This window comes from Paenibacillus aurantius (assembly GCF_032268605.1).
Lineage (GTDB): Bacteria > Bacillota > Bacilli > Paenibacillales > NBRC-103111 > Paenibacillus_AO > Paenibacillus_AO aurantius.
Window position 1 is genome coordinate 3,416,464 of the sequence record NZ_CP130318.1, and the last position, 26,577, is coordinate 3,443,040.

At 56.1% G+C, this 26,577-nt stretch carries 31 protein-coding genes; 10 read left to right on the top strand and 21 right to left on the bottom strand.

Annotated elements, in window-relative coordinates; genetic code table 11:
• The first annotated feature begins 235 nt into the window (after positions 1–235).
• From MJA45_RS15235 to MJA45_RS15250, 4 genes are all read left to right on the top strand, one after another.
• Positions 236–1,363 (top strand): ROK family transcriptional regulator, encoded by a 1,128-nt coding sequence (locus tag MJA45_RS15235; protein WP_315602769.1) that lies wholly within the window; start codon positions 236–238, stop codon positions 1,361–1,363.
• A gap of 119 nt (positions 1,364–1,482) precedes the next feature.
• Positions 1,483–2,259: a glucosamine-6-phosphate deaminase gene (locus tag MJA45_RS15240; RefSeq protein ID WP_315602770.1), complete on the top strand. Its 777-nt coding sequence runs from the start codon at positions 1,483–1,485 to the stop codon at positions 2,257–2,259.
• Between the two features lie 3 nt (positions 2,260–2,262).
• Positions 2,263–3,444, top strand: coding sequence for an N-acetylglucosamine-6-phosphate deacetylase (locus MJA45_RS15245; protein WP_315602771.1), 1,182 nt, complete (start codon positions 2,263–2,265; stop codon positions 3,442–3,444).
• A 157-nt stretch (positions 3,445–3,601) separates the two neighbouring features.
• Positions 3,602–4,042: a DUF6376 family protein gene (locus MJA45_RS15250; protein WP_315602772.1), complete on the top strand. Its 441-nt coding sequence runs from the start codon at positions 3,602–3,604 to the stop codon at positions 4,040–4,042.
• A gap of 86 nt (positions 4,043–4,128) precedes the next feature.
• Here MJA45_RS15250 and MJA45_RS15255 read toward each other — a convergent pair whose 3' ends face one another.
• From MJA45_RS15255 to MJA45_RS15290, 8 genes are all read right to left on the bottom strand, one after another.
• Positions 4,129–4,497, bottom strand: a complete 369-nt coding sequence (locus MJA45_RS15255) for a GIY-YIG nuclease family protein (protein ID WP_315602773.1) — start codon at positions 4,495–4,497, stop codon at positions 4,129–4,131.
• Position 4,498: 1 nt separating this feature from the next.
• Positions 4,499–4,978 (bottom strand): DUF6530 family protein, encoded by a 480-nt coding sequence (locus tag MJA45_RS15260; protein ID WP_315602774.1) that lies wholly within the window; start codon positions 4,976–4,978, stop codon positions 4,499–4,501.
• Positions 4,979–5,183: 205 nt separating this feature from the next.
• Complete coding sequence (locus tag MJA45_RS15265) at positions 5,184–5,837, bottom strand: FusB/FusC family EF-G-binding protein (RefSeq protein ID WP_315602775.1); 654 nt, start codon at positions 5,835–5,837, stop codon at positions 5,184–5,186.
• Positions 5,838–6,122: 285 nt separating this feature from the next.
• The gene (locus MJA45_RS15270; RefSeq protein WP_315602776.1) at positions 6,123–6,365 is read right to left on the bottom strand and encodes a YetF domain-containing protein; all 243 of its coding nucleotides are present in this window, start codon (positions 6,363–6,365) and stop codon (positions 6,123–6,125) included.
• Positions 6,362–6,496 (bottom strand): DUF421 domain-containing protein, encoded by a 135-nt coding sequence (locus tag MJA45_RS15275; protein WP_315602777.1) that lies wholly within the window; start codon positions 6,494–6,496, stop codon positions 6,362–6,364. The genes MJA45_RS15270 and MJA45_RS15275 overlap by 4 nt, the downstream gene beginning before the upstream one ends.
• Positions 6,497–6,588: 92 nt before the next feature.
• Entirely contained in the window at positions 6,589–7,560 is a 972-nt protein-coding gene (glpX, locus tag MJA45_RS15280) for a class II fructose-bisphosphatase (RefSeq protein WP_315602778.1), read from the bottom strand.
• A gap of 14 nt (positions 7,561–7,574) precedes the next feature.
• Complete coding sequence (locus MJA45_RS15285) at positions 7,575–8,378, bottom strand: pyruvate, water dikinase regulatory protein (RefSeq protein ID WP_315602779.1); 804 nt, start codon at positions 8,376–8,378, stop codon at positions 7,575–7,577.
• On the bottom strand, positions 8,371–9,021 hold the full coding sequence (locus MJA45_RS15290; protein ID WP_315602780.1) for a helix-turn-helix transcriptional regulator: 651 nt from the start codon (positions 9,019–9,021) through the stop codon (positions 8,371–8,373). The genes MJA45_RS15285 and MJA45_RS15290 overlap by 8 nt, the downstream gene beginning before the upstream one ends.
• A gap of 135 nt (positions 9,022–9,156) precedes the next feature.
• Between MJA45_RS15290 and MJA45_RS15295 the strand changes: the two genes are divergently transcribed.
• Entirely contained in the window at positions 9,157–9,825 is a 669-nt protein-coding gene (locus MJA45_RS15295) for a type 1 glutamine amidotransferase domain-containing protein (RefSeq protein ID WP_315602781.1), read from the top strand.
• A 75-nt stretch (positions 9,826–9,900) separates the two neighbouring features.
• Here the strand turns inward: MJA45_RS15295 and MJA45_RS15300 are convergent, their stop codons facing one another.
• The gene (locus MJA45_RS15300; RefSeq protein WP_315608033.1) at positions 9,901–10,959 is read right to left on the bottom strand and encodes a zinc-binding alcohol dehydrogenase family protein; all 1,059 of its coding nucleotides are present in this window, start codon (positions 10,957–10,959) and stop codon (positions 9,901–9,903) included.
• Positions 10,960–11,124: 165 nt separating this feature from the next.
• On the opposite strand from MJA45_RS15300, the gene MJA45_RS15305 reads away from it, so the two are divergent.
• Positions 11,125–12,000, top strand: coding sequence for an AraC family transcriptional regulator (locus tag MJA45_RS15305; protein WP_315602782.1), 876 nt, complete (start codon positions 11,125–11,127; stop codon positions 11,998–12,000).
• Here MJA45_RS15305 and MJA45_RS15310 read toward each other — a convergent pair.
• The gene (locus MJA45_RS15310) at positions 11,985–13,439 is read right to left on the bottom strand and encodes a serine hydrolase domain-containing protein (protein ID WP_315602783.1); all 1,455 of its coding nucleotides are present in this window, start codon (positions 13,437–13,439) and stop codon (positions 11,985–11,987) included. The two genes, MJA45_RS15305 and MJA45_RS15310, sit on opposite strands and share 16 nt — an antisense overlap.
• Positions 13,440–13,570: 131 nt before the next feature.
• Here MJA45_RS15310 and MJA45_RS15315 point away from each other — a divergent pair, with 131 nt between their 5' ends.
• Positions 13,571–13,966 (top strand): YkvA family protein, encoded by a 396-nt coding sequence (locus tag MJA45_RS15315; protein WP_315602784.1) that lies wholly within the window; start codon positions 13,571–13,573, stop codon positions 13,964–13,966.
• 41 nt (positions 13,967–14,007) lie between these two features.
• Here MJA45_RS15315 and MJA45_RS15320 read toward each other — a convergent pair whose 3' ends face one another.
• Positions 14,008–14,349, bottom strand: coding sequence for a hypothetical protein (locus MJA45_RS15320; protein ID WP_315602785.1), 342 nt, complete (start codon positions 14,347–14,349; stop codon positions 14,008–14,010).
• Positions 14,350–14,400: 51 nt separating this feature from the next.
• Between MJA45_RS15320 and MJA45_RS15325 the strand changes: the two genes are divergently transcribed.
• Positions 14,401–15,438 carry a hypothetical protein gene (locus tag MJA45_RS15325; RefSeq protein WP_315602786.1) on the top strand — a complete coding sequence of 346 codons (1,038 nt, stop codon included), beginning with the start codon at positions 14,401–14,403 and terminating at the stop codon, positions 15,436–15,438.
• A gap of 50 nt (positions 15,439–15,488) precedes the next feature.
• On the opposite strand, the gene MJA45_RS15330 is transcribed toward MJA45_RS15325, so the two are convergent.
• The 3 genes from MJA45_RS15330 to MJA45_RS15340 form a co-directional block, all read right to left on the bottom strand.
• The gene (locus tag MJA45_RS15330; RefSeq protein ID WP_315602787.1) at positions 15,489–15,770 is read right to left on the bottom strand and encodes a DUF2277 domain-containing protein; all 282 of its coding nucleotides are present in this window, start codon (positions 15,768–15,770) and stop codon (positions 15,489–15,491) included.
• 146 nt (positions 15,771–15,916) lie between these two features.
• Entirely contained in the window at positions 15,917–16,609 is a 693-nt protein-coding gene (locus MJA45_RS15335) for an MBL fold metallo-hydrolase (RefSeq protein WP_315602788.1), read from the bottom strand.
• Between the two features lie 2 nt (positions 16,610–16,611).
• A complete protein-coding gene (locus tag MJA45_RS15340) occupies positions 16,612–17,250 on the bottom strand; it encodes a TetR/AcrR family transcriptional regulator (RefSeq protein WP_315602789.1) in 639 nt (212 codons plus the stop codon).
• 323 nt (positions 17,251–17,573) lie between these two features.
• On the opposite strand from MJA45_RS15340, the gene MJA45_RS15345 reads away from it, so the two are divergent.
• Positions 17,574–18,782 (top strand): MFS transporter, encoded by a 1,209-nt coding sequence (locus MJA45_RS15345; RefSeq protein ID WP_315602790.1) that lies wholly within the window; start codon positions 17,574–17,576, stop codon positions 18,780–18,782.
• 220 nt (positions 18,783–19,002) lie between these two features.
• Here MJA45_RS15345 and MJA45_RS15350 read toward each other — a convergent pair whose 3' ends face one another.
• Entirely contained in the window at positions 19,003–19,902 is a 900-nt protein-coding gene (locus MJA45_RS15350; protein WP_315602791.1) for a hypothetical protein, read from the bottom strand.
• Between the two features lie 191 nt (positions 19,903–20,093).
• On the opposite strand from MJA45_RS15350, the gene MJA45_RS15355 reads away from it, so the two are divergent.
• A complete protein-coding gene (locus MJA45_RS15355) occupies positions 20,094–20,618 on the top strand; it encodes a Crp/Fnr family transcriptional regulator (protein ID WP_315602792.1) in 525 nt (174 codons plus the stop codon).
• A gap of 64 nt (positions 20,619–20,682) precedes the next feature.
• On the opposite strand, the gene hmpA is transcribed toward MJA45_RS15355, so the two are convergent.
• The 6 genes from hmpA to MJA45_RS15385 all read right to left on the bottom strand — a co-directional run bounded on the left by hmpA (position 20,683) and on the right by MJA45_RS15385 (position 26,330).
• The gene (gene hmpA, locus MJA45_RS15360) at positions 20,683–21,921 is read right to left on the bottom strand and encodes an NO-inducible flavohemoprotein (protein ID WP_315602793.1); all 1,239 of its coding nucleotides are present in this window, start codon (positions 21,919–21,921) and stop codon (positions 20,683–20,685) included.
• A 123-nt stretch (positions 21,922–22,044) separates the two neighbouring features.
• Positions 22,045–22,845 (bottom strand): undecaprenyl-diphosphate phosphatase, encoded by an 801-nt coding sequence (locus MJA45_RS15365; protein WP_315602794.1) that lies wholly within the window; start codon positions 22,843–22,845, stop codon positions 22,045–22,047.
• Between the two features lie 149 nt (positions 22,846–22,994).
• The gene (locus MJA45_RS15370) at positions 22,995–24,167 is read right to left on the bottom strand and encodes an MFS transporter (protein ID WP_407083045.1); all 1,173 of its coding nucleotides are present in this window, start codon (positions 24,165–24,167) and stop codon (positions 22,995–22,997) included.
• A gap of 184 nt (positions 24,168–24,351) precedes the next feature.
• Positions 24,352–24,681 carry a four-helix bundle copper-binding protein gene (locus MJA45_RS15375; protein ID WP_315608034.1) on the bottom strand — a complete coding sequence of 110 codons (330 nt, stop codon included), beginning with the start codon at positions 24,679–24,681 and terminating at the stop codon, positions 24,352–24,354.
• A 139-nt stretch (positions 24,682–24,820) separates the two neighbouring features.
• On the bottom strand, positions 24,821–25,156 hold the full coding sequence (locus MJA45_RS15380; RefSeq protein ID WP_315602796.1) for a metal-sensitive transcriptional regulator: 336 nt from the start codon (positions 25,154–25,156) through the stop codon (positions 24,821–24,823).
• 166 nt (positions 25,157–25,322) lie between these two features.
• Positions 25,323–26,330: a phage baseplate protein gene (locus MJA45_RS15385; protein ID WP_315602797.1), complete on the bottom strand. Its 1,008-nt coding sequence runs from the start codon at positions 26,328–26,330 to the stop codon at positions 25,323–25,325.
• Positions 26,331–26,577 lie beyond the last annotated feature (247 nt).

The following is a 26,577-nucleotide window of genomic DNA, read 5'->3' on the forward strand; positions in this document are numbered from 1 at the left end:
CTCTCCTTCAGATGAGCCCGTGACAATCTTACGTTTACTCAAGTTGTTACCTTCATCATACACCGGGCCCGGGCGCTGATCTTTGTTCTTTTGTCCGTAGTTTTTGCAATCGGATTTATCTAATTATTCTATTTCTTTGCACAATCCGGCTAAGAAAGGGACGAAGGCGGACAACGTGTGATTCCGAACGGATGTGCTATAATACAAGCAGTCATAAGGAGAAAGGATCGAGCGCATGAACAAAGGGACGGCTGTGCTAAGACAACAGAATGAAAAAAAGGCGCTGCGCCTTCTAAGGACAGCCGGAAGCCTATCCCGGCAGGAAATGGCCGAACGGCTCGGCCTGAGCAAAAATACGGTCTCCGTTATCGTCCAGAAGTGGATCGGCAGCGGAATCATCCGCGAGGGGGCTCCCGAGGATGCCGGCGGAGTGGGCCGCCCCCGAATTCCCCTTCAGCTTGTGCCCGGATGCTTCCAAGCGGTGGGCCTCGTGGTAGGCATGTCCTCGATCCGCTACACCGTGACGGACTACGGTTCCCTGGTTCTGGAGGAAAACCGGCGGTCCGTACAAGGCCTCTCCCCCGAAGATTACATAGAAGAGCTCGTCGCCCTTTGCCGTGAGCTGCTGGAACGTTATCCGAATGTGATCGGGATCGGGGTGGCCGTTCCCGCCCTACTGGACCCGCTGACAGGACGGGTGCTGTCCTCCTCTCATCTGGAGTGGAAGAATATCCCCTTGAAGGAGAGAATGGACAGCCAATTGCCCGTCCCCGTTCTCGTGCTTAACAACGTCAAGGCGTCCGCTATGGCGCCCGTTCAAGCCACCCGGCTCGAAAGCGGGAAAAGCTCCTTCTATATGCGCATCGGAGAAGGTGTCGGCGGAGCCATTTTGCTGAACGGAGGCCTCTATTATGGGGAAAGCTGGACGGCCGGCGAGGTGGGGCATCTGTGCGTGGACCGCGAGGGACCCCGCTGCTCCTGCGGACGCAAAGGGTGTCTGGAAGCGCTGGTCTGCATTCCCCGCGTGCTGGAGCAATTGGGGCACGAAGGCCGCGAATGGAGCGATGCGCTCGGAGACGGTACGATGGTGGCGGAGGGACGCTTCAATCGTACCCTGGCCGAAGCGGGGGGCCATGTCGGTTTTGCCCTCTCTCAAGTCGTCAATCTGCTCAATCCCCATTCGGTAACGATTGATTCCCCTTATGGGCGTTACCCGGCTTTCTGCGACGCCGTAAGGAAAGGCTTCGAGGATCAAGCCTTAACCGTCCCCGCTTCCCAAACCGGGTTTACCTTCACCCATCTTCCTAACGCTTCCGGCACTGGAGCCGCCTATGCCGTCATTCTGGAGTACGAGAAAGAATAACCCTTTCCTGGAAAGAAAGGGTTTGACGATGCGGACACCAGGTGGTATCGTTAGCTTAATTAGTCCTTGTTGAGGACAAATGGAGTTATAACCTTCGGATATAAGAAAGGAAGGCCGCCATGTTCGAAAATTCCGCCCCCCTTAAAGAAGACAAGGTAGATCAGCTTGCCGTCAAAGTGTACGCCAGCCGCAAAGCCCTGGGCCGGGATGCCGCCCGCGAAGCTGTCTCGGAAATCAAGTCCCTTCTGGAGCGCCAGGAGCGAATTCGCATGATCTTTGCCGCGGCTCCTTCCCAGAATGAATTCCTCGAAAGCCTCCGGACGGCCGAAGGAATCGACTGGAAGCGCATTACCGTTTTCCATATGGACGAATACATCGGGCTTCCCTCGGATGCCCCCCAACGGTTCGGAACCTTTCTCTGTCACGGCTTGTTCGATCATGTCAAGCCGGGCACCGTTAACCTGATCGACAGCTCGAACGAGCTCAAGGAGGAATGCAGCCGCTACGCGTCTCTCCTGCAGGAAGCGCCGATAGACATCGTGTGCCTGGGCATAGGAGAGAACGGCCACCTGGCCTTTAATGATCCTCCGGTGGCGGATTTCAAGGACAAGGCCCTGGTCAAAAGCGTCGAGCTCGATCTGGTTTGCCGCCAGCAGCAGGTGAACGACGGCTGCTTCCCGAATTTGGAGGCCGTCCCCACTCACGCGGTCACCTTGACCATCCCCGCCCTTCTGTCTGGGGGAAGGCTGTTCTGCATGGTGCCGGGACCGACCAAAGCAGCTGCCGTCAAACGCACCCTTAACGGTGACATTTCCACCGAATGCCCTTCAACCATTCTGCGCAACCACCCGGCCTGTACGCTGTACGTGGACACCGACTCTTACGGGGAGGCTTAAGCCATGACGACACAAGAGTCCTCCAGCCAAGTCGTTCACGGGCTTCACTACGCCACGGGCGATGCGGTGGCCGTCCGGATAACGGACGGAGCCATCACTTCCGTCTCTCCCTTGCAAGCCGGAGAGGAGACAGCCGGCCGCGGCAAGCTGCCTTGGATCGGCCCCGGCTTGGTCGACCTGCAAATCAACGGCTTCCGCGGCAAAGACTTCAATACCCTCCCTCTCTCTTCCGACACAGTATGCGAGGTTACGCGAGAGGTATGGCAGGAAGGCGTCACCTCCTACTTCCCTACGGTCATCACGAACGGAGATGAAGCCATCGCACAGGCCGTACGCTCCATTGCGGAAGCCTGCAGGAAGGATCCCGTTACGGCGGCGGGGATCGGGGGCATTCATCTGGAAGGTCCTTTTCTCTCCCCGGAGGACGGCCCACGCGGCGCGCATGACAGGCGATTCACGAAGGCGCCGGATTGGGACCTGTTCCAGTCCTGGCAGGAAGCGGCCGACGGCAAGATCCGCATCGTGACCCTGTCGCCGGAATGGCCCGGGACGTCAGCCTTTGTTGAGCAATGTGCGAAGAGCGGAGTGATCGTCTCGATCGGCCACACCGCAGCGGAGCCGGCCCAGATCCGGGAAGCGGTGAGCGCAGGGGCTACGCTCTCGACTCATTTTGGCAACGGTGCTCATCTCACCCTGCCCCGCCATCCGAATTACTTGTGGGAGCAGCTGGCCGAAGACGGCCTGTCCACCTGCGTGATCGCGGACGGCTTCCATCTCCCCTCTTCTGTGCTGAAGGTGGTGCTGCGTACCAAAGGACGCCAAGCCATGCTCGTGAGCGACGCGGTTCACTTCAGCGGAATGGAGCCGGGGGATTATGTCAGTCATATCGGCGGCCAAGTTACGTTGACGGAAGAAGGCCGACTGCATCTGACGGGGAATGCCAAGATTCTGGCCGGTTCCGCCCAGATGCTGCCGTGGGGAATCTCCCACCTGGTGAAGGAGGAGCTGGCCACGCTGGCCGATGCTTGGGAGATGGCCTCCATCCGGCCCGCCGCTTTTGTAGGACAGCCGGCTTCTCAAGGCATGACGGCCGGAGCGCCGGCGGATCTGGTGTTGATGGATCAGAAGGACGGCCGTTTTCAGGTCCAAACCGTGTACAAGAACGGCCTGAAGGTTTGGGGATAGAGGGCATGAATATCGAAGCAGATTGCCGCGAGGCAGTCTGTTTTTTTATATCCGGTTCCAGCCGAATCCTTTTCCTTCATGAAACCCGGCTGACTAAGAATCGTATACAAAGAAATAGAGCATTCCGTCTATTATCCTTGGAAAGGAGAAGATCCTTATGAAACGGAACGCCGGCATTCTGCTCGTCTTTCTGTCCGCCCTCCTGCTCGGCGCCTGCTCCCTGTTGGATACAGCCAATCAGACCTTGGACTATGCCAATCAGGCAACCGGCCACTTGACCCGACTAAGCGATTTTGCACAGGAAGCCCCCCAGCAAATCAAAGAGGCGGCCACGAATCCGGACGCCAAGAAGGAGCTGGAGAACCGGCTCAACAGCATGAAACAGGACATCGAGCGGTTCAACGGGCTGGAAGCCCCCGCCGCGGCGAAGGAGCTTCACCAGCAGCTCGTCGCCAAGAACGAGGTCCTGCTCGGGCAAATAAATGACGTGGTGGATAACGGCCATCTCGCGCTCGACAAGCTGCAAAATTCCCAGATCATCCAAACGATCCAGGACGCCGCCGGGTTAATCGACCGAATTCAAAACCTTGGCTTGTAACGGCCTCCCCGGGCGGGGAGGTTGTTTTTGTAATAGCTGTCCCGCCGTCTTCGACACAAAAAAACGGGGGATCTCCGCCCCCGCTCTTACTTCGCCTCATCCTCCGGCTCCTTATGATAGCCCCGTTCCCCGTATGGCTGCAGCTTCGCCATCCACGGCTTCAGAATCTGCTTCATCTCCCACTTAATATCCGTGATTTCCTCGGCTTCCTTGCGTTCCAGAATCTCGTAATGGAAAGCCTCCGGGCCAAACTCCTTCCAATCTCTTTGGAGACCTGAGTTCATGTGCCGGCCCATATCCAGCTGAGCCCGGATCGTCTCCCACTTGTTCTTCAAGTTCGGAAAGGCGGCAAGGTATCTCTTGCCGTTCGTCCGGTTGGTTATTTGGATAACCCCCATGTAGGTCTTGATCTGCTTGAATTCCTCGATCAGCTCTTTGCGCTTGGCTTTATCCATCTCAATACCCCATCTCCTTCAGCAAGCGGGACAGCGTGCGCAGCCGCTCCCCGATTAATTCATCGTCCTCTGCCAAAGCTTGGCTGAACAGCCGGATATCCTCTTGTATCCGCTCGTTGTTCGTGCACACGGAAACCGTCATGGCATCTCCCTGCAGACCTATCCGGTCAAGGACCGGCTCTTCGGGATCATAAAGATGCTCGAAGCGGTAGGCTTCCCGAAAATGCTCCATAGCCCGGCAGATGAGAATGGACAGATCCAGCACCCGGTGCAGCGGCAGTTCCTCGGATTGCCGGGACCACTTCTCCCCGGTGTACCGCCAAACCTTGGCGGAAATGTCAAGCTTGCCTCTGTCGTTCCACTGGGCCAGACCCAGGGAAAGTCCCTTGGCATCGGTATGGTTGGCGAGTCTTCCGTCCACCTTCTCATAATTGTCGGAGACGATGACAGGTTTGTGCTTAAGTGTCGTTGGAATGTTCATGGCGGTTCTCTCCGTTCCCTTTTACTCATTTACTAAATTACTAATTTACTAAATTCTTAAACGTATTGTAACCCGCGTCCTTCCTCCCGTCAACCCGGAGGCCAAAAACCTCCACGCTATCGCCAGAGCAGGAACAATAAAAAGAACCACAGAATCCTTAGATTCTCTGGTTCTCCTGTAAAGTACGACGTTTATCCGATCCGCGTCAACCGATTACGGTTTCAACAAACCGAAGCAGCGCCGCCATGTCCGTAATGTTTTTGTTGCACTCCTGACTATGCAGACACAGATAATTGCCTACCGCTTTGTAATAATCCGGGGATGCATTCTCGGGCCTCTTCTTAGAAATCGCCGAGAACAAAGCCAGCTCCTCGTACCGGTTGCAAGCAAAACAGAAGCTTCTCTTGTTGGTCGGGGTAAAGCGTCCTTCTACGCCAACCAGCTGTCCGTCCAGAGGAACGACCAGATACAGCTTGTTGGTCGCGATGTCCGTCCAGCCCAGGTAAGATAGGAAACGGTAGTCCAGAGAGCCTAGGTCCGGAAGCTTCAATTTCTTGTTCTTCGGAAAAAGCTTCTGTATCTGCTTGGCCGTCACGGTCGGGAAGGGCACCAAGTCATCCTCCAGCTCTTTCGTATACTGGTGGAAGTCCTCCGCCGTCTGCAGCCCGGCTACCCGCTCCAGCTTGCTCTTCTGCTCCGCGGTTGCTGCCGGAAACAGCTCAACGATCTTCGTCATAGTACTGTACTTGACCGTTTCCAGCACCTTCGGATCCGATGCCGTGCGGAGGGCATGCTGGTATGCTCCGGCCTGTTTCTTGATATAATTATATTCATGGTTTCTAATAAATGGTTCATTCATCGTTCTCAGCCCCTTATTTAGTGTTTCTATGTCATAAGGTGCAAAGCCAGATATTAGAAACGATCATTTCGCGCTTATCGGGCGATCACTCTTCTTACGCCCCATGCAAAGTATCGCCTCTACTTAGGCTTTGCATGAGTGGGAGCCGATCCGGCAATCTTTCCTTGCCACCTTTACCACCTCCTTTTCCTGATGTGCCCCTATTATAGAAAGTTCCCCATTGGCCGTCAATGGAAAAAACGGATATACGAAAGAAAGCTCCCTACGGAAGGGAGCGGGGATATTCTAATCTCTTACGGTGTCAAAGACCTCGGCGTCCTTCGGCTGGGATAACGACACCGGGAGCTTCAGCTGCATAAGCAGATCTTCCAGCTCTCCCCTCGTAATGGGCCTCGCGGATTCCTTTAGCTCGTAGCCAAAGCGTCCGTTCACTTCCACAGTGGCCGTCCGAATATCCGATAGGCGGGAGATTCCTTTCTGGCGGACGCGAAGCTCCAGCTGATCGATGGTCATTCTTAATATCTTCATCTGGTTCCGATGGATAGAACGGTCACCAGCTCTAGCGGAGTCATTTCGGCGATGACCTTCTTGCCGGCGAGCCTTAACAGAAAGAACCCGCAAATAATGGTAACGGCGCCTTCATAGGCAAAGGTAAACATGCTCCATCTCCTCCTGATGTCCTGCTTGAGAGCCAATATACCCGCTAAAGAATGGAATTAGACGGGCGACGGCGGGGGAGAAGTTGCCCGGTTTAAGAGGCTCTATCCGGCAGCCGTTTGTTCTGCAGATGGTGGACTGCTTTGATGAACCGGACCGTTCCGGTCGCAGCGCGCATGACGATCGAATGGGTTTCCGCTCTTTCACCGGGCAGATATCGCACGCCCCCGAGCATAGCCCCGGGCGTGATTCCGGTGGCGGAGAACAAGACGTCGTCATGCCCGACCATGTCCTCGAGCGTCAATACCCGGGTAATGTCACCTACCCCCATCTTCTTGCAGCGTTCCCGTTCGGCTTCGTCGGCGGGCAGCAGCCTGCCCTGAAGCTCCCCTCCTAAGCATTGAAGAGCAGCGGCGGCCAGTACCCCCTCCGGGGCTCCTCCCGAGCCCAGATAAAGATCAATCCCGCTTTCCGGAAAAGCCGTTGCAATGGCCCCGGACACATCCCCTTGGCTTAGGAAGGAGATTCTGACTCCCGAGCTCCTCAGCTCCTCCGCCAACCCGGCGTGACGTTCCCGTTCCAGGATCATGACGGTCAGATCGGACAACGGCTTGCCGAGGCGTTCCGCCGCTTTTCTGACCGTTACGGCAGCTGGGTCGTTCAAGCTCAGGAAGCCTTTAAGCTCCGGACCGCAGGCCAGCTTCTCCATATAAATATCGGGTGCGTGCAGCAGGTGCCCCTTCGGGGCGACGGCGAGCACCGACAGCGCATTGTCATGCCCCTTGGCCACACTTTCCGTTCCCTCAAGCGGGTCGACCGCCACATCCACCTCCGGGCCCTGCAAATTTCCGACGGTTTCCCCAATATAGAGCATGGGGGCCTCGTCCATCTCACCTTCGCCGATCACCACCGTTCCCCGGATCGAAACGGTATCGAACATCGCGCGCATGGCCGTTGTCGCGGCATCGTCCGCCCGGTTCTTGTCCCCCCGCCCCATCCAGCGTGCGGAGGCCAGGGCGGCCAATTCGGTCACCCTTACCAATTCCAGAGCCAGTTCCCGTTCCATCTTCCATTCCCTCCTTATAGATAGGATCTTATGATTGAGGCGGTTTCTTCGATAGCCTTATGGGTGACGTCGATAACCCGGCAGCCGAGACGGCGGAAGACCGAATCGGCGTATTCCAGCTCCTCCACTATTCTTCTGAGATCGGCATAGCTGGAGCTTCCCGGAAGTCCGACCGCCTGCAGCCTCTCCTTGCGGATATGCCCGAGCTTCTGGGCGTCCATGGTCAACCCGATGAGCTTACCCGGCTCCACCCGGTTCAGAACATCCGGCAGCTTGACCTCCGGAACGATTGGCAGGTTGGCGGTCTTGACTCCGGTATAAGCGAGGAACATGCTGAGCGGGGTTTTGGAAGTCCGGGAAACCCCGAGGATAACGAGATCCGCTTTGAGAAATGCATTCGTGTCCCGGCCGTCATCGCTTTTCACGGCGAATTCGATAGCCTCGATCCGGCGGTAGTACTCTTCATCGAGCTTCCGGAGAAGCCCGGGCTCGTGCCGGGGCTCGTTGTGGAACGTATCCACATACGCCTGCATCATCGGCCCCATAATATCAACGGCGCGCACGGAGAGGCGGATGGATTCGGCCCTCATCATCTCGCGAAGCTCCGGCTGAACCAGCGTATAGGCGACAAAGCCTCCTTCGGCAGCCGCTTTCTCCATAAGAGCCCGAATTTCATCCTCCTGCTTCACATATCCGATCCTGCGGACGGTAACATGCAGGGAGTCAAACTGGCGAAGCGTTGCTTGTACGACGGCATCGGCCGTATCCCCGATCGAATCGGAGCAGATGGTTACCGTTTGGCCTCCCGTTTTATTCATCTTCTTTCCCCCCTGCTGTTCCCTGCTCCGCATCCACCAGCAGCTTGGTGAGCGTTGTTTTGGTCAAGCGCCCGACAACTTCCCATTTGCCGGCTCTCTCCGAAGTCACGGTAACCGGCAGGGCGTCGATCTGATGGCGGATCATTCTCTTTGCGGCTTCTGCTACGGTATCGTCCGGAGACACGGTGATCACATTCGGATGTCGGGTCATAATCAGCCCGACCGGCATCGCGGCCGCCTGGGAGTTGCCCAGGGTTACCTTCAGCAGGTCTTTGCGCGAAACCACTCCGGCCAAATCTCCTTCGGCATCCGTAATGATCAAACTTCCTACATTCTCCATGAACAGCATCACCACGGCATCCTGGATGGAAGCCGTTTCCCGAATGAGCACGGGCAGGCTCTGCACTTCCCGTACCGTTCTGGAAAGAATGCTGTTGACCGTCACCTCGGCCGCATTGGCTCCCGGGTAATAGCCCACCTTCGGCTTCGCATCCAAATGCCCCAGCATGACAAGGAGTGACAAGTCGGAGCGCAGGGTCGGACGGGCTACGCCGAGGAGCTCGGCAATTTGTTCTCCGGTAATCGGAGCATTCCGCTTCACGACCCGAATAATTTCTTTTTGCCTTTCGGACAGGCTAATCATGACTTCTTATCCTTTCTATTTGCTTGATATAATATGTCATAATTATAATAATCAGGCGTTAATTGTGCAAGCGAATAGATTAATCATTCTTGTTAATAATAGCCAAGTCACCAACCAATCAGGAGGTAACGACCGATGAACAGAAAAATTTTGATGGTGGTCACGAACCACACGACGATCACCGATGACCACAAAACGGGGCTGTGGCTGGAGGAATTCGCCGTACCTTACAACGTCTTCAAGCAAAACGGATATGAAGTCAAAGTAAAGAGCATCGAGGGGGGAGAAGTGCCGCTCGATCCGAACAGCATCGAAGGAGAGAAGAATGCCGATTGGGCGGAAGCGGAAAAGGAGCTTACCCATACGGCCAAGCTTAGCAGGGAAGACGCCCAAGGCTTCGATGCCGTCTTCCTTCCGGGCGGGCACGGTACAATGTTCGACTTCCCGGACAATCCGGTTCTCCAGCATATACTGCAAACCTTCGCTGAAGACGGGCGCGTGATTGCCGCCGTATGTCACGGCCCCGCCGGGCTGGTTAATGCGACCTACAAAGACGGAACCCCGATCGTAAAAGGCAAAAACATCAGCGCCTTCACCGACGAGGAGGAGATCGAGATGCAACTCGACCGGCACATGCCTTTCCTGCTCGAGAAGACCTTGAGGGAACGGGGAGCCAAGTTTCATTCGGGCCCCAAGTGGACGGATTTCTCGATCCGGGACGGCCAGCTCGTGACCGGCCAGAACCCTCAATCCAGTGAAAGCACGGCCCGTAAAGTCATCGAGGCACTGGAGAATCCGGCCTAACCCGTCGCCACCTCCCTCCCTCCCCTGCTTATCCATAGCAAAAGGCTGCAGAACCGGTTGTTCTGCAGCCTTTTATTAGGTTTCCCCCATGGTCCATCCACTGAAAAATGCCGGTTCCCCCAGCTCCACGACGGCCTTGATGACCTTCGACTCCGGCTTGAGCCAGCCGGCAAAATGCTCGATCATCCCGTCGAAAGAAGAACGGTGAGTGATATAACCGTTGGCATCAATGGCTTTGCTCCGAATGGCTTCAAGGACATACTCGAAGTCTGCTCTCGTCGCATTCCGGCTGCCCATTAGCGTAAGCTCCCGCTTATGGAATTCCGGATCATGGAACGTGATATCGGCTTTTACCAAACCTACGTAAACCAGTGTTCCCCCGTGAGAGGTGAAGGCAAAAGCATTCATCATCGAGCGGGCATTCCCCGTAGCGTCAAACACGACCTCCGGCAAATCCCCGTTCGTTAAAGAAAGAAGCTGGGAAAGCGCCTCGTCTCCGGCCACGACCGTATGATCGACGCCGGCCCATTTCCGGCTGACGGCCAGCCGTTCTTCGTTAATATCCATGGCGATAACCTTCGCCCCGGTCTTCTTCGCAAAGGCCATGACACCGAGCCCGATCGGACCTCCTCCGATCACGAGTGCGGTCTGGCCTTCCCGGAGTCCGGAGCGCCGGACGGCATGTGCCCCTATGGCAAGCGGCTCGACCAGGGCGGCCTCGTCCAACGCGAGTCCGTTCGCCGGAATGAGATGAGTGACGGGAACCGATATCCGTTCTCTCATGCCTCCGTCAACATGCACCCCAAGCACTTTCATCTCGACACAGCAGTTCGTCCGTCCTCTCCGGCAGGCGATGCAATGGCCGCAGTGCAGGTATGGAATGACACTGACAGGGTCTCCTTCCTTTAACCCTTCGACATTGTCCCCGATCTGTTCGATAATGCCCGCCAGCTCATGCCCAAGAATTCTCGGGTAAGTGAAAAAAGGCTGGTTGCCTTGATGAGCGTGATAGTCCGTCCCGCATATGCCGATTCTTCGGATGGCCACCACCGCCATCCCCGGCTGCGGCTCAGGGTCCGGCAATTGATCCACCATCACGAAACTTCCCACTTCCTCGCAGACAATTCCTTTCATTCCGATCCCTCCGTTTGCTTGCTTCTCCACGTAAGCGTTATCTATTGCTTTCTTCATTGATTAGCGACATTGTACCAGGATTCAATTCAGCATAGAATGACCGATTCTTGCGAAAACCTACCCGATTTTGATATTCTGAAAGCACTTGATGCCAGGAGGACCTCCATGATCCAGCCGATCCGCAAACCGTTCTTTGACGACCCGATGTTTCCCCTCAGCCTCACCTACAAAGACCGAAAGCTCCCGCAGAATGAGCTGCCGGAGCATCTTCACGACCGCTATGAGCTCGTCTATGTACACGGCGGAAAGGGAATGTTCTTCATCAATCAAACCTTCTATACCATGGAGGCCGGGGATCTGTTCGTCATTCCGGGCAATACCGTTCACCGGGCGCAGCCGGACGAAGACGAGCCGGTCACCTCCACCGCGCTCTTCTTCTCGCCCTTCCTTATTCCTCCGAGCCCGCATGGGGACGAGCATTCCGGCCAAAGGCTGTTCGAAGAAGCCCGGCGAAACGGAAGATACAAGCATCCTCTTCCGGAGAACCTTCAAGCTTGTCTTGAAGAAGAGCTTTCCGGCATGGAAGCCGAGTTCACCGGCCAAAAGGCCGGGTACCGGCAGGCGGCAAGCCTGATTCTCCAAACCCTCTTTCTCCAGCTGTCCCGGCACCTTGCGGCCGCCGCTTCCGAGCGGAACGCCGGCATTCTGGTCGGGCCGCCTTGGATGCGGGATACGCTTTCCTACCTGGACGGCCACTATGAGGATCCCGGCATCAGCCTGTCTCTGCTTGCCGGCCGGGTACCGGTTTCGGCGGCTCATTTCTCCCGCGTCTTTAAGCAATTGACCGGGTTAACGGTCACCGATTACGTTCATGCGAAGCGGATCGCTCTTGCCAAAGACCTGCTTCTTACGACAGACGCCAGCGTCGACCGCATCGCGGAAACATGCGGCTTTGCAAGCCTGCCTCACTTTCACCGGCTCTTCCGTTCCCTCGTTAAGGAAACGCCTGGCGCCTACCGGCGGAATCATTTACCTAAATGAAGCGGGCTGCTATCCGTCCGATGACCGGTAATGACTACCGGCTCTTCCCCGCCAAAGCTTACTTGAGGGCGGATTTCCATCCTTAGCTGATCACCGGCAAACTGGTTTTTCAACGTAAAGCAAAAAGGAGTTTCCGTCAAACGGAGAGTAGTCTCCTGGGTATCTTCCGACAGCCAAGTGAAACTGCCCATTACCCGGTCCTTACGGTCCCGAATGACAGAAGCAAAGCTTTCGAGCCAATGTTCCCGGCCAAGAAGGATGGTGAGCTCCCCCCGTTCCTGCGTCTGGATAACGAGCTCGGCGGAATCCGGGCGGAACTGGAAACGGATCCCGGTCAATCGATGGACATTGGGCTCCAGACGATAGGACAAGTCTGAAACCAGGCTTTCGCGGACCGAACGGGATGTCTGTTTAGGAGGATCCAGACGCCAAGCTTTGGACGCGTTCCCTTCTGAAAGAGAAGCAGCGGGTTCCTGGCCCCGAAGCGGAGGAAGAAGATGGGACCACACGGCCTTAAGGACATCCTGCATGCGGCCGGTTCCGGCTGTTACGGCGAGTACCGCTTCCTCCTCCGGCATCACGACACAGAATTGGCCGAACGCGCCATCCCCCCGGAACGCCCCGTTCCGGCACATCCAGAATTGGTAGCCGTACCCTTGCGACCAATCGTTGTCGGCACCGCTTCCGTTCTCGATCTGCTTGGTCACCGCTTCCTTCATCCAGCCCTCGGGCAGGATTCGCTTCCCTTCCCACATGCCTCTCTGAAGAAGCAGCTGCCCAAACTTGGCGATATCTTCGGTCCGAAGGCTAAGCCCCCATCCTCCGAAGTTTCTGCCCATCGGGCAGGATTCCCATTCGGCCCCGCCAATCCCTAGCGGTTCCAAAAGCCGAAGCTGCAGATAAGCGAGAAGGGTAAGCCCGGTTACTTCCTGTACGATGGCAGACAGCATATAGGAAGCCCCGCTGTTGTAAACAAAGCGGGTTCCGGGAGGGTGCTCGACGGGAAGAGCCAGAAAGGCTTTTACCCAATCTTCTTTGGGCTTCTCATTTAACGCTTCCATAGTGTCCCGGGCATGCCCGGTTCCCATGATCATCAAATCACGAACGGTCATCTTCTGGAGATGATCCGGAGGATTAAGCGGTGCCAGTCCGGGGAAAAAAGTCACGACTTTATCCTGCAGAGACAGCCGTCCTTCTGCTGCGGCCAGGCCAACCGCGGCCGAGGTGAAGCTTTTGCTTAAGGAAAACAGCATATGTGGAAGCTCCGGGGCGTAAGGAGCCCACCAATGCTCGGCCACCACACAACCGCGCCGGACAAGCATAAAGCTGTGAAGCTCAAGCCCTTCCTTCTCCAATTCGTCCATAAAACCGGCTACAGCCGTCTCCGGGAACCTTGGGCTTCCGTTCCCGGCTCGGGGAAGAGACCGCTCTGGCTTCATGTTTCACCCTCTCCTTCTGACTTTGTGAAGTCTCTTCTTTTTGTCCTTCTGATCTGGTAAGGTAAAAAAAGAGGGCCCTTGTTATACCCGAACAGGACCCCTTTCAGGGATAGGGAAGGAGGTTGAAAGCGTTGTCTAATTCCTATCTAGCCAAGTTGAAACAATGGGCCAAGGCCCTCAAACGGAACTTGTATGTGCTTTATCTCGCCTGCCGGGACCCTCGCGTTCCCTGGTACGGCAAACTGGCCGCTGTATGCGTAGCCGCCTATGCTTTCAGCCCCATCGATCTTATTCCGGACTTTATACCTGTTCTCGGTTATGTGGACGACCTCATTCTCGTTCCGCTCGGTGTGGCCCTCGCCCTTCGCCTCATTCCCCGGCCCATTATCGAGGAGTACCGCCGGGTTGCCGAAGAACGAAGCCAACAACGCAAACCGGTAAACTGGTTTACCGGCGCCCTGTTTATCCTCTTATGGATCGCCTTGGGGATATGGCTGATTCGGGTCTTTTTCGGGCTGTTTGCCTGAGGTCAGGAACGGATAATCCATCACCCGCAGCCTCCGAGTTATTATTCAGACGTCGATTCTCCGTTCTTCTCCAGCGTCCCCATACGGTACGAGCTAAGCTTGCTCAAGCTGCTCTTCGAATTGCCAAGCGGTCTCTGGGCTTCGGCAGGCGCCGGGTTATCCCGGTTGTAATTTCTCAGGAGCTGATAAGCATAGCCCTCTGTGCTTCTAACCGAATCCAGGATAAAGCCCAAGGCAAAGAAAACGGCTCCGCTCGTCACTCCCCCGATCCACCAGCCGAGAACGGGCAGCAGATGAAAGTCATGCTCTGTGGCAGCCCGTACCCCCATAATCAAGCCGAATAGGACTTGAAGGATTCCGACAACAAATAAAAAAGAAACCAAAGAAAGCACATCCTTTCCCTACAAATTACATTCACACGAGGAGGCTCTCGAATGAAGGTTAAAGAGGCACGCCGTACGGCATCGGAATGGGTTAAAGAAGCCGCCGCACCGCACGAGGAGTTTGTCGGGGCCTACCTGAGCGGTTCGACCGTCGATCTCACGGAGGACGCTGATCTGCCACCCGCCTCGGATGTGGACATTATGGTGGTCACCTCCCGGGAAGAGCCTCCCGGCAAGCTCGGCAAATTTCTTTACCAGGGAGTCTTGCTAGAGGTGACTCATCTTCCCCTCAACCGGCTCGCTTCGGCGGAGTCGGTTCTCGCCGATTACCACCTAGCCGGCGGTTTCCGCAGGGATACCGTAATAGCCGATCCTTCCGGTAGGCTGAAGGAGCTTCAACGGGACGTTTCCCGGCAGTTTGCCGATCGCCATTGGGTCCGGCAGCGCTGCCTCCAAGCCTTGAATAAAATCCGAACCGGGGTACAAGGTCTCGACCCCGACGCCTCCCTTCCCGACCTGGTCAATTCTTGGCTTTTTCCCGCCGGAATAACGACGCATGTTCTTCTGGCCGCCGCCCTGCGGAATCCGACTGTCCGGCTGCGCTACCCGGCGGCAAACGCCGTGCTTCGGGAATATGGGCTGGAGGCGGTATACCCGGAGCTTCTTAAGCTTCTTGGCTGTGAAGCTTGGACACCCCACCAAGCCTCCACTCACATGGAAGCGCTCTCCCGCTCCTTTGACGCGGCCGCAGCCGTCTCCCGCACGCGGTTCCCCTTCAGCGCCGATATCACGCCCGAGGCTCGGGCGGTCGCCATCGACGGCAGCCGGGAGCTGGTTCACTCAGGCCAACATCGGGAGGCGGTCTTCTGGATCGGGGCGACCTTTGCCCGCTGCCATAAAATCCTGTTAGCCGATTCTCCCGCGCTGATCCCGGCTCATCTCCCGGCTTTTCAAGCGTTCCTGACGGACCTTGGCCTTCCGGACCGGTCTTCTATTATCTCCCGTTCCCGAGAGGTGCTCGCCTCTGTTCCCTTGGTCGAGGCCACGGCGGAACGCATCCTGGAAGCCAACCGGGCGATCAGCGGCTGAAGGCTGTTCCGAAAGACTAGTTCCTGCTTAAGAAACGCGTCCCGGGCCGTTCAGCCCTCTTTGGCGGGTCCGAAACGCTTGGCATTGCGCAGACGGGCCCGCTCGGCCTCCACCTCGCGGCTCTTGGGTGCAGCCTGGCTGACGAGCGAATCCAGCAAACGCCGGGCTGCCTCCGCTACTTCATCGACCGCTTTTGCGAAGGCGGCTTCGTTAGCCTGAGAAGGCTTCGGAAAGCCCGAAATTTTTCGGACAAACTGCAGGGACGCCCCCTGGATTTCTTCCTCGGTGGCGGGGGGCTCAAAGTTAAAAAGCGGTTTGATATTCCGGCACATGAAAGCTGCTCCTCTTCCTTTGGGATTACCGTAAAGCTTACTACAACCGATACAGAAAATTCCAGCCCCTTGGCGATCTCTCTTTCCAAAAAAACAAAAACACCCCGAAACGGGATGCTATTGTCCGTAGTTGAAGCGGCGGTGCCTTACGGGCGATGGTTAGCCGCATGAGAGGAGTCTTCCTTCGGAAGCACGCTTGCCCTTAGGGCTTCCACTTGCCCCGCGGCATTCCGGACCGGCTTCCCGTGGCACACCTCAAGGTGGGTAGGCATCAGCTCATCCACGAGCCGGCTGCTTTCCATTGCCTGCTGCATATTCGCTGTGAACATCGGCTTCCGGAGCTTGCCTCTCCTCGACCAGAACATATCCCCGGCCAGAAGAATACCGGAACCCGGAATATGGAAGGCGGTATGACCGGGTGAATGCCCGGGGGTATGATACGGCTGCAGGCCAGAGACCGGAAGGAGACGGCTTCCGTCCGTCTCGAGCGGACGAATCAGGCCGGGTGCCGTGAAGGCTACAGCTTTTTTGCGTCCCGGATAAGGCTCTCTTCCTTCCATGAAAGGGATCTCGATTGGATGAACATAGACGGGAACGGGGTGCACGGCGAGTATTTTGGGAATCGCCCCCACATGATCGGAATGCCCGTGGGTCAGAAGAATCCGCTTCAAGGGAACCCCTCTTTGTTCAATAAACTTCAGAATGCCGTCCGCCATCGACGGGATCCCCGCATCAATCAGGGTCAGCCCTTCCTCATCCTCCGTTATCCATACCGTCACGGGAATGATCAGCCAAGCCCGCAGGCTCCAAACCTTATCTCCGATTGCTTCTATTTTCATTCTTAGTCCCTCCCATTCGTATTAGAAAGCTGGGCCCGGAAGCCTGCGAGCAGAACGTCCACCGCTTGATCGAAGGTGGCCGACAGCCGTTCCATGAGGCTTTCCGTCCTCTCCTCCGACTCGGAATAGGTTCCCGATACCCCGAGAAGCTGGTAGTAGTAGATCCGGCCGAACGCCAGAAGCCTTTCCCCATCCGGAAGCTCCAACGTCCTTCCAAGCTCCTGCTTCATTAACTGAAAAAGACCCAGGCGCAGCCGATTCAGCTCCGAGCCGGGAGACTCGGTATCCACCCGTGTAGCGTTCGTTCCCAACAGGATAGAGTAGGTCGACCGGTTCTCCAAGCTGAATTGCACCGCCGCGCGGAACATCTGTTTCAGCCGGCCGCCCTCCGCCTCTTCCCCCCCGGAGACGATCGCTTGCATCTGCTCGTGCAGCTTTTCCAGGGGCGGCCCGGACAAGTGGTGAAGCAGTGCTTCCTTATCCTTGAAATACAAGTAGATGGTCGTGTGGGAGCAGCCCGCCTCTTTGGCGATCTCCCTCATGGAGATTTGGCTGAAGCCCTTATCCTTGAACAGTTTTCCCGCCGCGGTGAGAATGGCTTTTCGGGTTTCCTCGGCTCTTTTTTCTTTAAGACCGGCCATGGCGTAACGACTCCTTCTTCTCTGTATGGGGAAGCATAGGTTCTTAGACTTCCTTTTTTTAACTAACCACTGTAAACTAACCGTTGTAAATATAATAACCAATGGTTATAAAATGGTCAATAAAAATTTTCCGCCAGCGTTGACGTCCCGATTCCGCCCCTCTATGATGGGAATACAAACCTATACAACCGAAAGGAGTCCCTCGTTATGAATGGTTACGCCCGTCCTCCCAGCTAAGCCGATGTCCCGGCTTCCGCCCGGGCTCCCCCTGCTTACGGATCCGCTTATCACCGGACATCCGAAGCAGGAAAGGAGCTTGCCTTTTGAAACTATCGGCAAATGTGTGGAAGCTGTATATCATCCGTTTTTTTTCGAGCCTGATTCCGGCTTATGTGATCGAACGCCTGTATTGGGAACAGCGGGGGATGACTATTCCCCTGGTGGTTTACACGGAAATCCTGTATGCCGTTACGATTATTGTTCTGGAAGTGCCGACCGGAATCATGGCCGACCGTTGGGGACGTCAACGAATGCTGGTCGCGGGCGCTCTTCTCGCCTCTCTGGAGTTTGCGCTGCTGATCCCGGCATCCGGATTCAGTTCCTTCGCCCTTGTGGTGATAATAGCGGGAATCGGCCATTCGGCCAGAAGCGGGTCCGAGAACGCGCTTCTTTACGATACGCTGGTTCGGCTCGGCCGAGCTTCCTCCTTCGAGAAGCATCTAGGCCGTTTGAACGCCTGCGATTTCGTCGGGGCGGTGACCGCCGCCTTGACAGGGAGCTTGCTGGCGGGGCGCTACGGCTTGAGCCTCAATTATTGGGTTTCTCTCGCCAGCACGATAATCGCCTTGACGTTCACGCTTCTTCTGATCGAGCCGGCTCCCGGCTCCCGTGATGAGGCGGCTGACGAGGCAGAGGCCAGGCCGCCCCTGCGCTCTTACTTGACCGAGCCGCTTCGTTTCTTCCGACTTCACCCCCGGGTGTGTCTTGTTATGCTGAGCGGAATGGTGACCGGAGCGTCCCTGGTCTATATTTATGAATTTTGGCAGCTTTATGCGGATCGGCTCCACTTCCCCGTCTACGCCTTCGGCGTCCTGTCGTCGGCCATCATGCTCATTCAGCTGCCGGGCAGTCTGGCCGCTTCCTGGCTGAAGGACCGGTACGGCGCCGGCCGGCTTATTGCCATCATTCTCGCCGCGGGGGCGGCGGGCTTTGCCGCCATGGCCGTCAGCCGCAGCCTGGGGGGACTCGCCGCCATGGCCGCTGTCTGCTTCGCCGCCGGGCTGATGGAGCCCATCGCGGCCGGTTACCTTCACCACCGCATCCCGTCCCCTATGCGCGCTACCATCGATTCTTTCCAGTCGCTCGGACAGAATGGATGGAGCGCCCTGGCCGGCCTCGGCTTCGGCTACCTGTCCATCCGTTACGAGATCTTCGGCGGCTACGGCTTTCTAGCCTTGCTCTGTGCTATATTCTTTATCGGGTTTGTCCTTCTATATCCGAGGACACGCGAAGATAAGCTCTCCAACGGGTAATTGATTTTCTTCTATACAAGACTCTGGCGGTTTCGCTGGAACGACGTCACAAGGGCCGCGGCATTTAGCCGCGGCCCTTGTCGTTGACGCTTTTTAGGGAGAGAGCGACCCGTCCTGTATCCCCCGCCCGCATCGGCACCCAGGGTATTGGGTCCGTTCGGCTTCCCCACCAGTTATCTTCCCCCTTAAGGACTTCCGTATTTCCCCGGCGTTAGGGCAATCAAGCCGCCCGGGCAGCTCCGTTTGTCCGGTACGCTTTAACCAGCAGAAGAGCACCGATTCCAAGGGAAACGGCAAAGCACACACAAGCAGCGAGAGGAAAGGCCGACCATTCCAAAACCGGAGCGCCGTTTATGGTTTGAACCGCGATTAAATCCAGGCCAAGAAGGTAAGTGATGCCGGCCAAATGAATCCATTTGCCTGATGTCCGGAAGGGTTCCCGCACCCGTCCCGCCAGCCACGCGGCAAAAGGCAGAGCCTGAAGGGCATGGAAGCCGAGGCCATGCAGCCAAATGATGTTTCCCTGCTCTCCCGTATAACGTCCCTGATTAACGGAAATCCAGATTCCCGCGGCAAAGGAGAGTATGACGGCCGCCATGGCATAGCGGATGGCCAATATCATCCCTACTCCCTTGCGGAACGCCTTCCGGCGGAAATATGAAATGGCCAGAGCCACATAAAACACCACAAGCAGCATGGCCACCAAGGCGAAACCGGCCCCTACCGCCTGGTCCCACCCGGAACCGTCCCGGACGAACCGGGGATTGACCCCGCGCACATTCTGAATGGTCTCCGCTCCATAAGAATAAAGCGCCAAGGCTGTGTAAACGAGCCGGAATCCCTGCTTGCTGCGCCGGCCCAACGGAGAGAACGGCAAGATCATGGCGGTGGACAAAAGGAATAACCCTAACGCCGCATTAAAGGAGACCGCCTTCGATACGTTTCCCCCGGGGGCGACCTCGCCTCCGAATAGCAGGACCCAAATGGCGCACAAGCCGGCGAGGATAAAGCCCAAGAGACCTGCCACGATTAGAAGCTTTTCCTCTCTCCACCATCCCTCTATCCAAGCTTGCCTTCCCTGTCCCGAAGGCATTGTATTGCTGATCGGCTCCTGCTTCATCTTACCTCCCATCCTTTCCCCTTATGGTTTGATTCCACTATAGGGCATGGAAGGAATTTCCTGAACCGGCCGGAGGCGGTATAGCGACTGGACTTGGGGCGGGGACGTCTCCCCGTCCCGGGAGAAGCCTGCCCCCCTTTGCTTTGGTATAATAGAAAAAGCGACTCAACAAGAAAGGAGATTGGTTCCGTGTGATTCTGCACAAAGGGGAAATTCTTTTTCGCCAAGGGGAGGAGAGCCCGCTCTACCGGCTCGTCAGCGGGATGCTCAAAATCACCCGTCTCCACGAAGACGGAACCCCCACCCTGGTAAACATTATCGTTCCGGGAGAAGTGATCCCCCATCATTCGCTTATCAGTCCGAGCTCTTGCTACGGAACCGCGTCCGCCCTCGTTACCTGCGAAATTGAAGCTCTCGACACGGAGCAATGGTACCGGAATCTGAAGGAGGACGCCGGCCAATGCCGGGAAATCGCGCTTCTGCTACAGCAGAAGCTTCGGATGATGCAGCAGCGGATCGACCAGCTGACGGAAGTGGCTCCGGCCGACAAGCTGCGCAAGCTGCAGAGCTGGTTCTCCTCCTATATCCCGGCCGGCGCCTTGACCGATATTCTGACCCAAGAGGAAATCGGCCAGCTAATCGGGCTTCGCCGGGAAACGGTCAACCGCCTGCTTCGGGCGCAGTCGGCCGGGAAGTCCGCTGCGCAGCTGGAGTAACCTCTCCCTTCCCTCAACAGAAAGAAGCCCATGGGAGCTCCATGGGCTTCTGAATCATCACAACCTATACCTCGACGTTCTGAGGCGCTTCCAGGCTTGCGGCCGGACCGAAGAATTCATAATGCAGATCCTGGTCGGCCACTCCCCATTCCTTAAGCTGGGCGTACACATTTTGCAGGAAGGGAACGGGTCCGCAAACGTAAAAAGATGCTTCTTTCGCCGGCACAACGGCCTTCAGCCAATCCAGCTCCACGTAGCCGTCCTTATGGAAGGAGCGGGAATCCCTGTCCTCGTCCGTCGGCTCACTGTAGCACCAGTAAGCCGATACTTGGGGATGAGCCGCGGCCGTTTCGAGCACAGCCTGACGGAACGCATGGTGTTCCCCGCTCCGTGCCGCGTGAAGAAAGGTTACCTTCCGGCCGGGATTGGACTCCACGAGCGAATTAAGCATCGACATCATGGGGGTGAGGCCGACCCCGCCGCTGATCAGCACCACGGGCTTCTCGCCTTCCTTCTCAAGAACAAATTCTCCGGCCGGAGCGCTCAGGTCCAAGGTATCTCCTTCCTGGATCTGATCATGCAGGTAAACCGAAACTTGACCGTCCGGGCGGTTTCCCTCTCCCTCTTCTTTCTTGACCGAAATGCGGTAATACGGCTTGCCCGGCGAATCCGACAGGCTGTACTGGCGGATGTGGGTATACGGGCTTCCCGGAATCTGAACCCGCACGCTGATGTATTGGCCCGGCAGGAAAGAGGCCGGGCCCCCGCCGTCGGCCGGGACCAGATAGAAGGAAGTAATGGGCTGGCTTTCCTTCACCTTCTTGACTACACGGAAGGAACGGAAGCCTTCCCAGCCCCCCGGCTGATGAACCGACTCCTCATACATCTTCTGCTCCACCCCGATAAAGGCTTCGGCGATCATGCCATAGGCTTCGCCCCAGGCGGCTATGATCTCGTCGGTGGCCGCTTCCCCCAGCACTTCTTTAATAGCGGCCAGAAGATGACGGCCCACGATGGGATAATGCTCCGGCTTGACGCCAAGGCTGCGGTGCTTATGCGCAATCTGTTTAACCGCCGGCAGGATCGCCTCCAGACGGTCGATGTGCTTGGCGGCCGCATACACGGCATTCGCCAAAGCCTGCTGCTGCCTCCCCTGCTTCTGATTGGCGTGGTTGAAGATATTCAGCAGCTCGGGATGCTCGGCAAACATTCTCTCATAGAACCGTTTGGTAATGGCGTTACCGTAAACTTCCAGAACAGGGACAGTGGATTGAATGATACGAATCGTTTCGGGTTTCAGCATGGCGGGTTACCCTCTTTCTCTACCTTGTATTTTCTCTTCCTTGTTATAGTTCAAGTATAAGGAGAAAAAGCCGCCGGAAGTGTGATTGCCGTCACACCAATAAGGAAGGGATTGTGAACAAACTCACCGCATGACGAAGAAGTAGAACAAGCCCGCCAAGGCGAAACGGTAGTACGCAAACCAGGACAGGTCCAGCTTCTTGATCAGCTTCAGAAAGGCGGTCACAATGACCATTCCCACCGCAAAGGCCGCCAGAAAACCGACAAGAAACAGACCGAGATCCCCCGAAGACAGCTGATCGCGGCTCGCGTACATATCCAGAACCGTGGCTCCGAGCATGACGGGAACCGAGATGATAAACGTGAAATCCGCAGCGGCCTTCTGGCTGGTGCCAAGCAGCATCCCCCCGGAGATGGTCGAACCGGAGCGGGAAAATCCGGGCCAGAGAGCCAGGCACTGAAACAGGCCGATCCCCAAGGCTTGTCCGTAGGACAGATCGTCGGACGTTTCGGCCGTTCGCTTTCTCCTGATTTTGACGGAAACGAGAAGAAGCAGACCGCCCAGAATCAATGCCCAAAGCACCGGCCCGGGTCCAAACAGCTTCGTCTTGATAAGGTCCTTAAACAACAAATAAACCACTAGCGCCGGAATCATGGCCAGCACCATATGAATGGCATTCAATCGGTCCTTAGGAAAACGGAACCGGATCAAATCCGCCGCAATGGCCCAATATCTCTTCCAATAAAGCAGCAATACCGCCAGGACAGCCCCAAGCTGAATGACCACTTCAAAGGTGTGCGCTCCGTCTCCCTGAAAGTTCAGCAGGTCGCCGGCCAGAATCAAATGTCCGGTGGAGGACACCGGAAGAAATTCCGTCATTCCTTCCACCATTCCCAGCATCATGGCTTTCACCCATTCACTCATCCGTAGCTCCTCCTATGTATGATTATCTCTCTGCTTTCTATCATGACAAAAAAAGCCTAAAGCCGTCAGCGGCTTAAGGCTTCTTTTTCCTATCAGATGTGACAATTTGGTGAACCGGCCTCCCCCTTTACTTCCAACGTCCCGGCCTATTAGAGCGTGCCGGTTTCAGCCGTGGATTGTTCCCTCCTGTGCTGCAAGAGAAAAAGAACCGCGAAGCCGGCCACGCAGAGAAGCGACAGACCGAAATGAAACGAGAAAACCCGTCTCATGCCGAACGCCTCGCTGGCCAGCCCCCCGCTGAAGCTCCCGATGATCCGGGCCGCCCCCAGACTGAGCAGCCCGTTCAGCGTCTGTCCGCTCGCCTTAAGCTCGTTCGGCACCTCCCGGTTGATGACGGTGGCCATGGTGACCGAAAGCACGATGAAAATCGCTCCGTGCAGAACCTGTACCGGCAGCGTCCAGTAAGGATTACCGATGACCGAGAAGAAGTACCAGCGAAGGGCCGCGGCCGCGCCGGCTCCCAGAAGAATGAACGGCACCGGAATGCGGGCGAAAATCCGGCGGGACAGCAGAAGAAACGGAACCTCGCTTAAGGAAGAAATGACCATAGACCAGCCCAGCCAGGATGGCGCGCCGCCCATTTCCTTAAAGTAAAGAGGAAAGAACGAATAATAATATCCGAGAGAAATTTGAATAAGAAAATTAAACGTCAGATAAAGCATTAGACGACGGTTCCGGAGCAGCACCCAGATGCGCATGGTCCGCCCCTGGGATTGGTGCCCTTCGATCCGGGGAAACCGGGTGACGAGCAGGAAGCTGATCACCAGCAGCCCGGCATATACGACAAACAGAAGATCGATATGCTTGCTCGCTATCAAGCCGAAGAGGATGGACATAATGGCAAAGCCCACCGTTCCTCCTAATCGGATATGGCTGAAATTACCCGATTTTCTCCGGTCCAGCGCCTCCAAGGTAATGGCATCGCCGACGGCAAAAATGGAGGTTTGAAAGAACGTGAACAGGGAGATCATAACCAGTAAATAGGCGAATTGGTCCGATAGCGGATAAAGCAGCACCGACACAGTGGTGCCCCCTATGAGAAGAAGAAGAATCCCATTCTTCGTCCGGGCCCGGTCGCTGAACGTTCCCCAAACCGGCTGGGCGAGAACGGCCACGAGCGGCCCCAAGCTGAGCAGGGTTCCAATCTGCGACTGCGTAAACCCGACGTCCTGGAAATAAAGCGGAATGAACGTTCCATATACCGCATTGCTCATATAAATGAATACATAGAAAAATAAAAAATATCCGAGATTAACCGGCACCGGATTCGCTTCCTCTCGTCCCTATTTCGGTCTAGGTGATGTGACCGGACGCCGTTCATTATATCATATCGGAAGGGCTCCGAGCCGTGTCCTCTGAAAATGCCGGCACGACAAAACGATCCCCTCAAGAGAAAGGGATCGTTCGGGAACGTCTATGGACTTCTTCTTCCCGGCGGCCAGCCCCTTAAGCAGCCATCGCCTGGCAAGCCTCGGCACATTGGAAGCAGGCTTCGGCACAGCGTTGGCAATGCTCATGCTGATGCTTCTTGCATTCGTTCCCGCATGCTTCGCAAATGTCGGCGCAGAGCCGGCATATCTCCTTGGCAAACGGGCTGTTACGGGACATGGCTTGTGCCGCATAAGCGCAGATGTCCGCACACTCCCGGTCCAGCCGGATGCACTCCTTCATCATCCCTATATGCTCTTCGTTCAAACAGGCATCATAGCAATGATTGCACGCTTGCATACACTTAAGGCACTCTTCGATACATTGCTTAACTTGCTGCTGAGTCATGTTCATGGTAGAACCTCCTCGATTAGAACTTAGGGTACCTGCCTACCCTATAGGGAAGGCCGGCCACAGTATACTTTACCCAATTGCCCGATCTTCAAACGAAAAAAAGAGGATTCCCTCGAATCCTCCGCAAACCTGTTCATTTCATAAGCTTGTTGATGGTCGTCAGCAGCTCGTCGATCACTTCGTTCTCCCCGTCCTGGATCCGCTCAAGCACGCAGCTCTTCATATGATGTTCGAGCAGCAGCTTCCCCACCCCGTTCAACGCGGATTGTACGGATGAGATCTGATTGAGGACATCGTCGCAGTAAACGTCCCGTTCAATCAATCCCTTTAGTCCGCGGACCTGTCCTTCTATTCGGTTTAGGCGGTTGATGAGGTTGCTTTTGGTTTTATCGGAATGATGGCTTTTGCGTTCGTCGGCTGTACAAGCGTCATGACCCGGCGTCGCGCCCGGTTGAATGGCATCCTCCATGGAAATGGCTCCTTTTTCTTTTTAGTTTATCATACCCCCCCTCCCCTATACAATCCACTGCGGGACAGGCAGAAAAAGCCTGAAGGAACCATCGTCCCTCCAGGCTTGTAAAACGCGCACAAATGAACATCGAGATGAGGGTTTGCTCTAATGAGCAACCTCTCGGTTACTCCGCAGACGGCTGCCCGCTTCTCCGGTTATCCAGCGCCTGATCGGGCAGCAGCTGGTCAAAGGCAAAGATATTGGCCAAGCGGTGAGGCGTAAAGTCGGAGGCAAAGCCCAGGCAGAGCTCGGCCTTCTGGCCATGCTTGGCATCCGGAAGCCGGATGGCCATGCCTTCCGGCTCGCGGAAGGTCACGTCCGCTCCTGCTGAAACCAACTGCTTGTCCTCTACCTCACCGGTTTGCAGGTTGACGGTCGTAATATAGGTGTTGCCCACCGGAGCGGTCGATCCCCCGGAACCGAAGGAGTTCCCCTCCAGCAGATACAGGAAGCCGCCGTACGAAACAAAGCCCTGGAAGGTGCCTACCGTCGGCTGGGCCACATCGGCGATCGGCTGGAATTCCCTGCGCTTCACCGCTTCCAGGTCATAAACGCCGTAGCGGAAGGATCCGTCCTTGCGGTAGCGCATCGTGAGCAGGTTATTAGTGGGATCGATATTAACCGTCGTACGGTCGATCCCTTCCATCAGTTTAAACTTCTCCAGCTCGGGAGAGGCGGGAGTCAGAACTTTCCCGTTCTCGAACTTGAACCGGGCAAGCTGGGTTCCCCAGCCGCTGCTTCCTTCTTTAACCGAATCGGTTTCCGTCCACAGATAAGACGTATCCCCGACCGTTTCCACCCCGATCTGAACGCCGTGACCGAAGCCTTTGAGGTACATGTACCCGGTTTCATTTCCTTCGGCATCCAACTCCGTCAAGGCCATGTCTCCGTTCCCGTCCCTTGTTCCTCCGCTGACCGGTGCGGCCTCTCCCGGAAGCTGCAGCCCGCCCGCCATAAGCTGGACCGTATAAATCCGGCTGTTGGCATTGTCGAACGCAAAGGATTGCAGAACCGTTCCGTTATGCAGAGCCTTGTCCCGGATGACCTCGGTCGCCTGAGCCGTCAGATCAAAGCGCTTGCTCAGCAAAGGAGGCTTCTCGGCAATAGCCGCACCCGGAAATAATGGCATCATGCTTAATAAGGCAATGCCCGCCGTTGCTTGTACCCACCTTTTTGTTTTGCTGTTCCTCTTCTCTTTCTTCCTACCCTCTTCATACCTTTTTCTCATCCTGCACCTCCATGTTTGTTAGCATTAATAATATGTTTATATTTGCTTGAATACATTTAAATCATAGTCTGAAAGGGCTTTCTTTGTCAATGGCTGTTTGCGAATATTATTAGAAGAAAGCACGGCCTTTCCGGGCATTGGAAAAACAAAG

What these genes read in the sequence shown, in the direction of transcription:
- MJA45_RS15330 (WP_315602787.1), bottom strand. Translation starts at nt 15,770, where the DNA reads ATGTGCCGGAATATCAAACCGCTTTTTAACTTTGAGCCCCCCGCCACC.
- MJA45_RS15270 (WP_315602776.1), bottom strand. Translation starts at nt 6,365, where the DNA reads ATGAAGATATTAAGAATGACCATCGATCAGCTGGAGCTTCGCGTCCGC.
- MJA45_RS15240 (WP_315602770.1), top strand. Translation starts at nt 1,483, where the DNA reads ATGTTCGAAAATTCCGCCCCCCTTAAAGAAGACAAGGTAGATCAGCTT.
- hmpA (WP_315602793.1), bottom strand. Translation starts at nt 21,921, where the DNA reads ATGCTGAAACCCGAAACGATTCGTATCATTCAATCCACTGTCCCTGTT.
- MJA45_RS15255 (WP_315602773.1), bottom strand. Translation starts at nt 4,497, where the DNA reads ATGGATAAAGCCAAGCGCAAAGAGCTGATCGAGGAATTCAAGCAGATC.
- MJA45_RS15300 (WP_315608033.1), bottom strand. Translation starts at nt 10,959, where the DNA reads ATGAAAGGAATTGTCTGCGAGGAAGTGGGAAGTTTCGTGATGGTGGAT.
- MJA45_RS15235 (WP_315602769.1), top strand. Translation starts at nt 236, where the DNA reads ATGAACAAAGGGACGGCTGTGCTAAGACAACAGAATGAAAAAAAGGCG.
- MJA45_RS15350 (WP_315602791.1), bottom strand. Translation starts at nt 19,902, where the DNA reads ATGAAGCAGGAGCCGATCAGCAATACAATGCCTTCGGGACAGGGAAGG.
- glpX (WP_315602778.1), bottom strand. Translation starts at nt 7,560, where the DNA reads ATGGAACGGGAACTGGCTCTGGAATTGGTAAGGGTGACCGAATTGGCC.
- MJA45_RS15305 (WP_315602782.1), top strand. Translation starts at nt 11,125, where the DNA reads ATGATCCAGCCGATCCGCAAACCGTTCTTTGACGACCCGATGTTTCCC.
- MJA45_RS15335 (WP_315602788.1), bottom strand. Translation starts at nt 16,609, where the DNA reads ATGAAAATAGAAGCAATCGGAGATAAGGTTTGGAGCCTGCGGGCTTGG.
- MJA45_RS15310 (WP_315602783.1), bottom strand. Translation starts at nt 13,439, where the DNA reads ATGAAGCCAGAGCGGTCTCTTCCCCGAGCCGGGAACGGAAGCCCAAGG.
- MJA45_RS15375 (WP_315608034.1), bottom strand. Translation starts at nt 24,681, where the DNA reads ATGACTCAGCAGCAAGTTAAGCAATGTATCGAAGAGTGCCTTAAGTGT.
- MJA45_RS15290 (WP_315602780.1), bottom strand. Translation starts at nt 9,021, where the DNA reads ATGATTAGCCTGTCCGAAAGGCAAAAAGAAATTATTCGGGTCGTGAAG.
- MJA45_RS15340 (WP_315602789.1), bottom strand. Translation starts at nt 17,250, where the DNA reads ATGGCCGGTCTTAAAGAAAAAAGAGCCGAGGAAACCCGAAAAGCCATT.
- MJA45_RS15250 (WP_315602772.1), top strand. Translation starts at nt 3,602, where the DNA reads ATGAAACGGAACGCCGGCATTCTGCTCGTCTTTCTGTCCGCCCTCCTG.
- MJA45_RS15260 (WP_315602774.1), bottom strand. Translation starts at nt 4,978, where the DNA reads ATGAACATTCCAACGACACTTAAGCACAAACCTGTCATCGTCTCCGAC.
- MJA45_RS15365 (WP_315602794.1), bottom strand. Translation starts at nt 22,845, where the DNA reads ATGAGTGAATGGGTGAAAGCCATGATGCTGGGAATGGTGGAAGGAATG.
- MJA45_RS15285 (WP_315602779.1), bottom strand. Translation starts at nt 8,378, where the DNA reads ATGAATAAAACGGGAGGCCAAACGGTAACCATCTGCTCCGATTCGATC.
- MJA45_RS15380 (WP_315602796.1), bottom strand. Translation starts at nt 25,156, where the DNA reads ATGGAGGATGCCATTCAACCGGGCGCGACGCCGGGTCATGACGCTTGT.
- MJA45_RS15385 (WP_315602797.1), bottom strand. Translation starts at nt 26,330, where the DNA reads ATGATGCCATTATTTCCGGGTGCGGCTATTGCCGAGAAGCCTCCTTTG.
- MJA45_RS15295 (WP_315602781.1), top strand. Translation starts at nt 9,157, where the DNA reads ATGAACAGAAAAATTTTGATGGTGGTCACGAACCACACGACGATCACC.
- MJA45_RS15245 (WP_315602771.1), top strand. Translation starts at nt 2,263, where the DNA reads ATGACGACACAAGAGTCCTCCAGCCAAGTCGTTCACGGGCTTCACTAC.
- MJA45_RS15325 (WP_315602786.1), top strand. Translation starts at nt 14,401, where the DNA reads ATGAAGGTTAAAGAGGCACGCCGTACGGCATCGGAATGGGTTAAAGAA.
- MJA45_RS15275 (WP_315602777.1), bottom strand. Translation starts at nt 6,496, where the DNA reads ATGTTTACCTTTGCCTATGAAGGCGCCGTTACCATTATTTGCGGGTTC.
- MJA45_RS15265 (WP_315602775.1), bottom strand. Translation starts at nt 5,837, where the DNA reads ATGAATGAACCATTTATTAGAAACCATGAATATAATTATATCAAGAAA.